This window comes from Streptomyces sp. CB01881 (assembly GCF_002953255.1).
In the GTDB taxonomy this organism is placed as follows: Bacteria; Actinomycetota; Actinomycetes; order Streptomycetales; family Streptomycetaceae; genus Kitasatospora.
Map to the genome: position 1 here is coordinate 10,699,376 of NZ_CP026498.1, position 9,701 is coordinate 10,709,076.

Below are 9,701 nucleotides of genomic sequence, written 5' to 3' on the forward strand. Positions count from 1 at the left end.
TCGGCCGCGGACGGCGCGGTAGAGGTCGGTCAGGAGTTGGTGGCCGTGCTGGTGGTGGCCGGCTCGGATATGGAGGCGGGCGAGGTTGACGATCGGCTCCAGTCCCCGGATGGTGCTCATCGCCGGGAGTGGGCCGCGGGTGAGGTAGAGGGCGGAGTGGCGGTGGCACAGCTCGCGGGCGTTGCCGGTCACGCTCATCCGCATGATCGAGTTCGGGAGTGAGGGCCAGCCAGAGGTCCTGGTACTCGTAGGTGGTGCCGGCTGGGATCGTCACGCCGGTCCAGGTCTCGTAGCGCCCGCTGTCGAGGATCCCGGCCAGCAGTTCGGCGTCGACGGCGTCGTGCTGGTCCTTGTGGACCTGGAGCGTGACGTCGCCCTCGCTGGTGAGGTGGACGGTGCGGCGGGTGTCGTCCATGCTGCCGCGCAGCGGCATGAAGACTGCGAGCTGGTCGTCGACCGACACCCAGCCGCGCTCGCCGCGCTCGAAGGCGATCGCGCGTGAGGCCGTGCCGCGCAGCCGCATGGGAAGAAAGGCGTCTACCGAGTACCGAAGTTGGAGACCGTCGCTAGTGCCGCATCAGGCAACGTTCGCCCTGTTGACGATCTTGCGTAGGCGTTCGTCGGTGGCGTGCTTGTTCCGCCAGATGATGTAGCGGCGGATCATGCTGCCCTGCTCCTTGTGGCTGGCGTGGTCTGTGCCGTCGAGGGTGAAGTAGCGCAGGGCGGTGAACTGGGCCTCGATGCGGTTCAGCCATGAGGAGTTGGTGGGGGTGCAGGCGATTTCGACGTTGTTCGCTTCGGCCCACTTCGCCACCCGGCGGCAGCGCTTGGTGGTCAGGTGCGGGGAGTAGTTGTCGCAGATGATCGCGATCCGCACGTCGGCCGGGTACAGGCTGCGTAGGTACCGGCAGAACTCCAGGAACTTCGACCGGTTCTTGGTCTTCTTGATGTGACCGTAGAGCTTGTCCTTGGCGAGGTCATAGGCGGCGAACAGGTGCCTCACCCCGTGCGGGCGGGTGTAGGTAGCCCGCCGCCTCGGCCGCGGCTCGCGGTCGGGATCCTTGCCCTTGCCGCCGCGCTCGGCCCACTGCCGGCCAGGGTGTGGCTGGAGGTTGAGCGGGCCGAACTCGTCCAGACAGAAAATGATTTCGGGCTCGCCCTCCTCGGGTATGACCTCGCCGTCGGCGATCGCGTAGAGGTGCTCGACGCGGGCCTTCTTCGCTTCGTAGTCGGGATCCTTCGAGGTCTTCCAGGTCTTCACGCGTTGAAAGGAGACGCCCTCCTCGCGGAGCAGGACCCGAAGGCCCTCGTGGCTGATGTCGTCGACCACCCCCTCGGCGACCAGGAAGTCGGCCAGCTTGGCCAGGCTCCAGGTCGAGAACGGCAGGCCGTGCTCGGCCGGCTTGGACTTGGCGGTCTTCTTGATCTCGCGGCGCTCGGGAAGGGTGAAGGTCCTCGGCCGACCACCCTTGTACTTCGGGTAGAGCGCCGCGAAGCCGTCGACGTTGAAGTCGTGGATCACGTCCCGGATCCGGTCCGCGCTGGTGAAGGTCACCTCGGCGATCTTCGCCACGGGCATACCCTGGGCCGACAGCAGCACCATCTGGGCCCGCCGCCAGGTCACCACCGACCCGGTGCCCCTGCGGATGATCCGCAGCAGCCGCTGTCCCTCATCGTCATCGATCTCGCGCACGCGCACACGTTCAGCCACCCAAGCACCCTGACACGACGCGCCGCCCGGCACGGAACCCGGCGGCGCGTCACCTCACAATAGGTCGGACCCTAACTGATCTGGTGTCATACACCAGTGGTGCCGTCGATGCGCTCCCGAAGCAGGTCGGCGTGGCCGTTGTGGCGGGCGTACTCCTCGATCATGTGGACGTAGATCCAGCGGAGGTTGACGTCCTGCTCCATGAAACGGCCGGTGTCGGTCAGGGCACGGGCGGCGCAGAGCTCGCGGGCATGGGCGATCTCCGCGTGCCAGGTGGCCAGAGCGTCGTGCAGTGTGGCGCCCTCGGCCAGTTCGAAGCCGCCGTCGGGGCCAGAAGGGTCGGCCCGCGGGTCGTAGATGGGCAGGGCCTGTTCTCCGGCGAACACTCGGCGGAACCAGTTCCGCTCCGCTCCACCCGCCCTCGGCCGAAGCCGCCGTCGGGGCCAGAAGGGTCGGCCCGCGGGTCGTAGATGGGCAGGGCCTGTTCTCCGGCGAACACTCGGCGGAACCAGTTCCGCTCCACCTCCGCCATGTGCTGGACGAGGCCGGTCAATGTGAAGCCGGACGGTGGCACGGACGCGACGATGGCTTGCTCATCGTCCAGGCCCTCGCACTTCATGGCGAGGGTGGCGCGGTGGAAGTCAAGCCAGCTTTCGAGCGTGGTGCGCTCGTCGGCGTTCAGGGGCGGCAAAGGGCGTTCGATGGCGCTCATCGGACGATTATCACCAGCGGCCGAAGCCATGGACAGGCATGGCCTCCGGCAGGGCGAACGTTGCCTGATACGGCACTAGTTTCGTGGCCGCCTGCCAGACACATGCAATGTCCGTCCGCACCTTCGCCAAGATTGCCTGGGCACTTGAGGTGGACTGGCAAAGACTGCACGGCGACCTCGTCCGGCTCGTTGCCGCATTCGACCGTGCGAGTGGCGAGACCGGATACGACGCGAGCCCGGTGGTGGCCACGGCTACGGTCGACGACTCTGGTCGGAGGATCGAGGTCCTGGTTGAGACGCGCACCGCGCAGGCAGTAGTCCTGAAGGCACTACGGCCGGTCGTCCTGAGTGCCGATATGCCGCCGTTCCCTCTGGACATGGGCCCCTGGGCGGTCCTCTCAGGCCGAGGCTTCGAAGTGGACCTGAAGGCCGATCCGCCAACCTTGAAGGCGAGCAGGGTTGCGTCCACGGTCGTGGTGTAGGCGTCGTTGGCCGCCTTGTTCGAGGTGAGCAGGACGGGACCGGGGGCGGCGGGGATCGCCGGTATCGCCAGTCCGGAGGTCTTACCCGAGCGCGGCGCCATGATGGCGACGAGGACGTCCTCCCAGGAGGCGCGGACCTCGGCCTTGCCGGGGGAGAGCGTGCCGACGAGGATGCCCCGGTCGTTCGGTGCGATCTCTTTTGCACTTCCGGTCGTTCAGGCTCGGGCGCAGGCTGCGTGCCTTCGCGGTGACTTCCTTGTCCAGCAGCGGGGCGAGATCGGCCTTGCGGGCGAGGCCGGTTTTCGCTCCGTCGCGCCGGCGCATCCACAGCACCAAGCCGGTGGTGGTCAGGGCCAGGGTGAGCAGACCGGGGCCGAGGCGGGCACCGAGCAGCAGCGCGGTGGCGCTCAGGTTCGGCCACAGCACGTCGGGGTGCAGCAGGGCCTCGGTGGCCTTGAAAGGGGCCCACGGTCCGCTGCCGACGGAGGAGTTGGTCAGGTTGCCGGTCAGCCAGGCGAGGGAGCCGAAGGCGAGGGCTGCGCCGAGGAGGCCGAAGAGGAGGTAGAGGAGCGCGTCGGATCCGGTGGTGGTCGACGGCGTGCTGGTGCGCGGGGAGGGCATGGCGGTTCTGGGGTGTGCGAGCGGGCGGCGGCGGGGCGCGGCCGGCTCTCGTGCAAATCATGGGGTCTGCTCCTTGGCCTCGGAGGAACGCTTCAACGGCCGCGGCCAGACGGCCGGCTGGGGGATCGGAGTGCACCGAGCACATCCACACCGGCCGCTCGGGTACCCGGGAGCCGATGCGTGCGGCCGGGGCGTCCAGGACACCGCCGCCGAGGACCTCCTGCGGGTCCACCGAAGTGGGGCAGCTGCTTGTCGGCGCCGCGGTAGTCAGCGCCGATCAGCCGCGGCCGCAGCCGGTGGCGGGGGTCGTCGTGTCCGTAGCGCGCGGGAATCAGCGCGGCCGTGGTGGTGGCGCGCTGCAGGTGGGCGGTCACGGCGTCCCCTCTCGGACGGGCGGTGGCGCCCGGCTGTCGGGCTGACGGGGAGAAGATCCGTGGATTCGTCGATTTGGCTCGGCCGGAGACCAGTGATAGACGTCGGGGCAGCCAGGCCCGGCACTCAACCAGCCCAGCCGCGCCGCAGCCTGAGTGCCAGCCAGCGCTGTCGTGCCGAAGCGCGATGTCTGCCACTTCAAGTAGGCGCCCACCCAGTCGGCGGCAGCAGCACGTGCCGGGCATTCACTCTTCCGGCCTATTGGGCAAGGTGGTTCGAGTCCGATACATTTTCCTGTATCGGGACGCTCCCCCGCGAACCCACAGCATGCGGGGATTCGCTGTCAGTACCGTCACCGCGACATTCGGAACGGGCATTTCCGCCCTCACCGATGCCACAGGACCACCTCACCGACATCCCCGGCGACCTCACACACGGCCGCCGATGAGGACAGCCACCTCCAGCGGCAGTCCGAAAGAAGCCTTCCCCGGGGAATTTGCGCCGCCCCGACGACCATGGGACGGCCCTGCCCGCCAGCGCGGAAGCCAACACACGACCCTTGGCAGGCAGTTCCGCGACCAACGGATCACCGTCGAAGAAGACGCACCTCCGCGACCGGGCCCGTCGTGCCCGCCGGAACACACCATCCACTCGGGAGGAACCATGAACGCCGCCGCCAACTGGAACGACATCCTGGTCCGGGACAACTTCCCGGACGTGGGACAGACCCCCACGGCCGACCCCGTCTGGGAGTCCCCGGACATCATCCCCTTCGGAAGCGACATCCTCGACTTCGGTCTGCTGGAGTCCAGCTACGACGGCCCCGACCTCGGACTGAGCCACCCCATCGTGTACGGGCGGCTCAACCGCATCTACGTCCGGGGAAAGAACCTCAGGACCGGTTGCCCCGCCTCCGGCAACGTCAGGCTCTACTACGCCCCCGGAGGACTGCTCCTGGACCCGCGGGCATGGACCCCGCTCACCGCCGAGGGCGGCGGTACCGCCGTGCCGTTCACCGTCCGCGGCGGCGCCCGGGAGATCCCGCCCGGACAGATCTGTGTCAGCAGGTCCGCCTTCCTCTGGCCGAGCCAGAACCCGCCGGGTCACTACTGCACGATCGCCACCGTGGACACCCCCGCCCACCCCATGCCCGCCGCACTGCCCACGTTCGGCTCGCTCGTCGACTACCTGAACTGGGTCAGGTACAACCCCAACGTCGGCTGGCGCAACATCGACGTCATCCCGTGCCGGCAGACGAGGTACGTCCTCTCCAACCTGGCCATCGCCAACCTCAACAACACCCCGACGCGCTTCGTCTTCGGGATCTCCGGCACCGACCTGCCCGCCGGCACCGCGACCTTCTCCAACACCGACCAGCAGGCCCCGTTCAGCCTGACGGCGCAGATCTATCCGCCCGGCACCGACGAGGGCTACACGCGCTCGATCGTCCTGCCCGCCAACTACTCCGGCACCGTCACGGTCGTGGTCCAGCTCGACCAGCCCCTCCCGTGCGACGCCCGGATCGTGCTGCGGGCCTACAACCCGGTGACCGCCAACGCCGGAAAACTCGAACGGCGACTCGCCGTCCCCCTCACCGGCGTACCCGAGCTCCAGGACGCCCTGTTCCTCGAACTCGGCGCCTACACCTTCGTCGCCACACCGAGCAGCCCGTGACACGCTCGGGGGCACCCACACCGGGCTCCCGGCCGACCACGGTCGTCACGGCGCAGGCCGGCCCGGAACCCGAGTAGGCCGCCACGCCCTACGGGGCCGACGACGGTCGCTTCCCGAAGGGGGCCTCCAGCGTCTACGCCGAACGCAGCCACATCGACCGCGATGAGAACGCCGTCGTCGTCATCAACGAACGCGAGACCGTCCGCGTCCCCGCCCCCATGGTCGCCGTCATGCTCCTCGGCCCGGGCACCCGTATCACCCACGGCGCCGTCAACCTCCTCGCCGACTCCGGCACCACCGTGTGCTGGGTCGGAGAGCAAGGCGTACGCATGTACGCCGCCGGCCTCGGCCCCAGCCGAGGCGCGGCGCTCCTCAACTGCCAGGCGTGGCTGGTCAGCCGAACCAAGGAGCGTCTGGCCGTCGCCCGGCACATGTACCGTATGCGGTTCCCCGGCGAGGACGTCAGCACCGCCACGATGCAGCAGCTGCGCGGCCGCGAAGGTGCCCGCATCCGCAAGCTCTACCAGGCCGAGTCACGCCGGAGCGGTGTCCCCTGGAACGGCCGCGTCTACAAGGCCGGGGACGCGTATGCCGCGGGCGACGACCTCAACCGCCTCCTGTCGGCGGCCAACGCCGCGCTTTACGGGATCTTTCACGCGGTCATCACCGGCCTGGGCGCCAGCCCTGGCCTCGGCTTCGTCCACACCGGACTGGCCACCTCGTTCGTCCTCGACATCGCGGACCTCTACAAGGCGGAGTACACCATCCCCCTCGCCTTCGACCTCGCCCAACAGGGTCACACCGAGGAACGCGACGCACGCCTCGGCCTGCGCGACCGCATCGCCCAGGACGAGCTGCTCGGGCGCATCGTCCACGACGTCAAGACCCTCCTCAGCCCGGACGACACAGACATGCCCGACGCCGAGGTCAACGAACTCTGGGATGAACGCGTCGGCACGGTCCAGGGCGGCGTCAACTGGTCGGGCACCGAGGGCCCCGCGACGGCCGCTGTCTCCGAACCGGGCATGGGCGAGGAACACCTGTCCATCATCGGCCCGGAGTTCACCCAGGACACGGGCAGCCCATGACCGTCATCATCCTCATCGCCGCCCCCGAAGGCCTCCGCGGACACCTCACCCGCTGGATGGTCGAAGTCAACGCGGGAGTCTTCGTCGGCACCCCCAGCCGCCGCATCCGCGACCGCCTCTGGGACCTCCTAGCCACCCGAATCGGAGACGGCCAAGCCGTCCTTGTCGAACCCGCCACCAACGAACAAGGCTGGACCGTCCGCACCGCCGGCAAGGACCGTTGGAAGCCCGTCGACTTCGACGGACTGATTCTGTGGGCCCGCTCCCGCCGCTAAACCCGCAGGTCACGAATTGTCGGCCCCGCACGCGCGGGGGTTGCTCCGTGACCGGCAGCCCTGAGCCGGGAACGGCCGAGGTCCCGAGAGGTACGCCGAGGGCCCGTGGCCCCGCGACTGCGCGGGTGCCACGGGCCCTCTCGGGGTCGGCGAGTACGGGCCGCCGGGGCCGGAACTCAGAGGGCGGCGGCGAGGGCGTCCGCTGTGCGGAGGGCGAGGGCGGAGATGGTGAGGGTGGGGTTGGCGGTGCCACCGGTGGGGAAGACGGAGGAGCCGACGACCCAGATGCCGGGGTGCTCGTGGGAGCTGCCCCAGGCATCGACCACCGCCGTGCCCTTCTCTCCCATCCGCATGGTGCCCATGAGGTGGCCCGCGCCGTTGTACTTGAGGGTCGGCTGCACGGGGCTGACCTGGGTGGCGCCGGCGGTGTCCTCCAGGTGCTGCCACATCCGGCGGGTGACGCTGTGGCCGTACGCGAGGGCGCGCTTGGAGTAGTCGTCGAGCTTGTAGGCGATCTTCGGGCGGCGGATGCCGAGTGCGTCCGTCTTGTCGGAGAGCGTGACACGGTTGTCCGGGTCGGGCAACTGCTCGGTGGAGATGCTGATCCGCAGCATGCGGGTGACCTTGTCGGCGAGGGCCTGTTGCAGCGGCTTGCCGATGAGCTTGATCTTCTTGTTGGTGTCGTCCCAGAGGAAGGACTGCAAGGTCTTCTCGGGTGACCCGCTGCGCCCCCAGCCGTCGTTTCCGATCGTCATCCGGAAGGCGCCGTTGTTGTTGCGGAAGGTGCCGTCGCGGAAGGTGTCGACCCCGAGCGCGGACTGCGGGCCGCGGAAGGGGTAGACCGGCTGGCCGAACAGGCCGATGGTCTCCGCGGAGTGATGGTCCATCAGGTTTCGCCCGACCTGGTCGCTGCTGTTTCCGAGGCCGGACAGCAGCCAGAGCTTGGGCGTCTCGATGGCGTTCAGGGCCAGTACCACGTGTCGGGCGGTGAGCTGCTGCTCGGCGTGGTCGGCGGTGGTCCAGTCGCGGAAGACCACGGTGTACGGCTGGTCGGCGGCCGCCGGCGGGACGATCCGGGTGGCCACATGGGCCGTGCGCAGCTCGACGCCGAGTTCGTCGCGGGCCTTGTTGACGTGGAAGGAGGCGTCGTACTTGGCGCCGGTGGGGCAGATCGGGATGCAGCTGGAGTTGCCCTGGCAGGCGCTGCGGCCGCGGTACGGCTGGGAGTTGCGGGCCTGCGGGGTGGTGACGATCCGGACCGGGACGCCGTCGATCGGCTTGATGGTGGAGAGTGCGGCGCGGACCAGCTCGTCGCCGTAGCTGGGAGCCATGCCCGGCATCGGGTAGTCGCCGCTGCGCGGGGTGATGCCGATCCACTCGTCCGCGTTGCCGGAGATGCCGAGCTCGTTCTCGGCCTGCACGTAGTACGGTTCGAGCTCGTCGTAGCCGAACGGCCAGTCGACGCCGACTCCGTACTTCGACTTGAGCTGGAAGTCGTTGGGGACGAAGCGAGGGGTGTTGCCGCGCCAGGCCCAGGTGCTGCCGCCGATCATCCGCTGGAAGCCGCTGGCGAAGACGTCCGGCCCGGTCTCGTCGTAGTACTGGTTCATCACGGTGAGGTCGGGGACGCCGTCGGAGGAGGGGGCGAAGCCGTCCTTGTTGTTCAACAGCTCCGCGTACGGGGAAGGGACGGGCTTGGTGGGGGAGATCTGGTACGTGTCGACGAAGGCGGCGCGCTGGGCGGCGTTGGTCGGGTTGTTCCCCGCTTCCATGAGGAGGATGCGGGCGCCGGGCCTGCTGGTCGCAAGTCGGCAGGCGGTGAGGGCGCCGGCGACGCCTGCGCCGATGATCACCACGTCGTACGGCGTGTTCGGGTCCATGGGGGTGGTCTCCTCGGCTCAGGGGTGCTGGGTCCAGTAGCCGTAGCCGCTGGGGGCCGGGGGCATCGGGGCGGTGGCGGTCGGGTGGGCCTGGATGACCTGCCAGATCAGGCCGGCGCGGTACTGCTGCGGGGTCGCCGGCGGGTCGGGCTTGTCGTCGGGCCGTGTGAACTGGGCTGTGTACCAGACCGTGACGGTCTCCCGGGTGACCCGGGCCAGCTTGGGGTCGGCGTTGACGGCGGCGGTCAGCGCGCCGAGCGGGTTGCCCTGGGTGACGGCGGCACGGTAGGCGTCGAGGAGCTTGGGGAGGTCCGCGGGGTAGGCGGCGGCAAGGCGGTCTCGGTACTCCTCGGCCAGCACGCCGTCCAGCGCCGGTTCTCCGGTGAGCAGTTCGGACAGCGCGAGGAAGTCGGTGGCGTCGGTCATGGTCGGGGCTCCTGCTCAGTGTTCGGTGAAGACGGTGTCCTCGGACTGCGCGGTCATCCGCACGGCCGTGCCGTTGATGACCTGGACCACGGGTTCCAGGCTCAGCTGCTTCGTCGCCGTCGACTTGATCTCGACGTTGTCCTCCTTGCCTGCGAGGTACGCGGGGAAGCAGGTCGGCGACTGCTCGACCAGGTTGAAGTGGTCTACCAGCCGCCGGAACAGCTTCGGGAGGATCACCACCTCGGTGAGGGAGGCCATTCCGGTGATCGCCGCCCCGCCCGGGGAAGTGGTGGCGTCCAGGGGCCACAGCCCCAGGCCGGACTCGCGGGCGGTCCGGGTGATGGTGGCCAGCTCGTCCCGGAGTTCGGGGAACAGCTTGTTGTAGAAGCCGGGGTAGACCAGGCCGGTCTTGAGCAGGTGGTGGTTGGCGGTGGTCTGCAGCAGCGGCACGCCGACCTGG

General features: G+C 69.1%; 8 protein-coding genes and 4 pseudogenes. 5 read left to right on the top strand and 7 right to left on the bottom strand.

Features of this window, described 5'->3' with window-relative positions:
- Positions 1-198: pseudogene (locus tag C2142_RS36060) on the bottom strand (hypothetical protein); the annotation flags it as partial.
- 4 nt (positions 199-202) lie between these two features.
- On the opposite strand from C2142_RS36060, the gene C2142_RS36065 reads away from it, so the two are divergent.
- Positions 203-502 (top strand): hypothetical protein, encoded by a 300-nt coding sequence (locus tag C2142_RS36065; protein WP_162002645.1) that lies wholly within the window; start codon positions 203-205, stop codon positions 500-502.
- A gap of 75 nt (positions 503-577) precedes the next feature.
- Here the strand turns inward: C2142_RS36065 and C2142_RS36070 are convergent, their stop codons facing one another.
- Together C2142_RS36070 and C2142_RS36075 are read right to left on the bottom strand one after the other, a co-directional pair.
- Positions 578-1,711, bottom strand: a complete 1,134-nt coding sequence (locus C2142_RS36070; protein WP_148647030.1) for an IS630 family transposase — start codon at positions 1,709-1,711, stop codon at positions 578-580.
- An 86-nt stretch (positions 1,712-1,797) separates the two neighbouring features.
- Positions 1,798-2,423: pseudogene (locus C2142_RS36075) on the bottom strand (DinB family protein); the annotation flags it as partial.
- 107 nt (positions 2,424-2,530) lie between these two features.
- On the opposite strand from C2142_RS36075, the gene C2142_RS36085 reads away from it, so the two are divergent.
- On the top strand, positions 2,531-2,905 hold the full coding sequence (locus tag C2142_RS36085) for a hypothetical protein (protein WP_162600492.1): 375 nt from the start codon (positions 2,531-2,533) through the stop codon (positions 2,903-2,905).
- An 81-nt stretch (positions 2,906-2,986) separates the two neighbouring features.
- Here the strand turns inward: C2142_RS36085 and C2142_RS36090 are convergent, their stop codons facing one another.
- The gene (locus C2142_RS36090; RefSeq protein WP_241003004.1) at positions 2,987-3,526 is read right to left on the bottom strand and encodes a hypothetical protein; all 540 of its coding nucleotides are present in this window, start codon (positions 3,524-3,526) and stop codon (positions 2,987-2,989) included.
- A 1,035-nt stretch (positions 3,527-4,561) separates the two neighbouring features.
- Between C2142_RS36090 and C2142_RS36095 the strand changes: the two genes are divergently transcribed.
- The 3 genes and pseudogenes from C2142_RS36095 to cas2e all read left to right on the top strand — a co-directional run bounded on the left by C2142_RS36095 (position 4,562) and on the right by cas2e (position 6,935).
- Positions 4,562-5,572, top strand: a complete 1,011-nt coding sequence (locus C2142_RS36095; RefSeq protein ID WP_148647032.1) for a hypothetical protein — start codon at positions 4,562-4,564, stop codon at positions 5,570-5,572.
- A 125-nt stretch (positions 5,573-5,697) separates the two neighbouring features.
- Positions 5,698-6,660 (top strand): annotated as a pseudogene (cas1e, locus tag C2142_RS36100) (type I-E CRISPR-associated endonuclease Cas1e); the annotation flags it as partial.
- Positions 6,657-6,935 carry a type I-E CRISPR-associated endoribonuclease Cas2e gene (gene cas2e, locus C2142_RS36105; RefSeq protein ID WP_148647034.1) on the top strand — a complete coding sequence of 93 codons (279 nt, stop codon included), beginning with the start codon at positions 6,657-6,659 and terminating at the stop codon, positions 6,933-6,935. The pseudogene cas1e and the gene cas2e, both read left to right, overlap by 4 nt.
- A 176-nt stretch (positions 6,936-7,111) precedes the next feature.
- Here the strand turns inward: cas2e and C2142_RS36110 are convergent, their stop codons facing one another.
- The 3 genes and pseudogenes from C2142_RS36110 to C2142_RS41025 form a co-directional block, all read right to left on the bottom strand.
- Entirely contained in the window at positions 7,112-8,815 is a 1,704-nt protein-coding gene (locus tag C2142_RS36110; RefSeq protein ID WP_148647035.1) for a GMC family oxidoreductase, read from the bottom strand.
- Positions 8,816-8,833: 18 nt separating this feature from the next.
- A complete protein-coding gene (locus C2142_RS36115; RefSeq protein WP_148647036.1) occupies positions 8,834-9,241 on the bottom strand; it encodes a sugar dehydrogenase complex small subunit in 408 nt (135 codons plus the stop codon).
- 15 nt (positions 9,242-9,256) lie between these two features.
- A pseudogene (locus C2142_RS41025) lies at positions 9,257-9,701 on the bottom strand (nuclease); the annotation flags it as partial.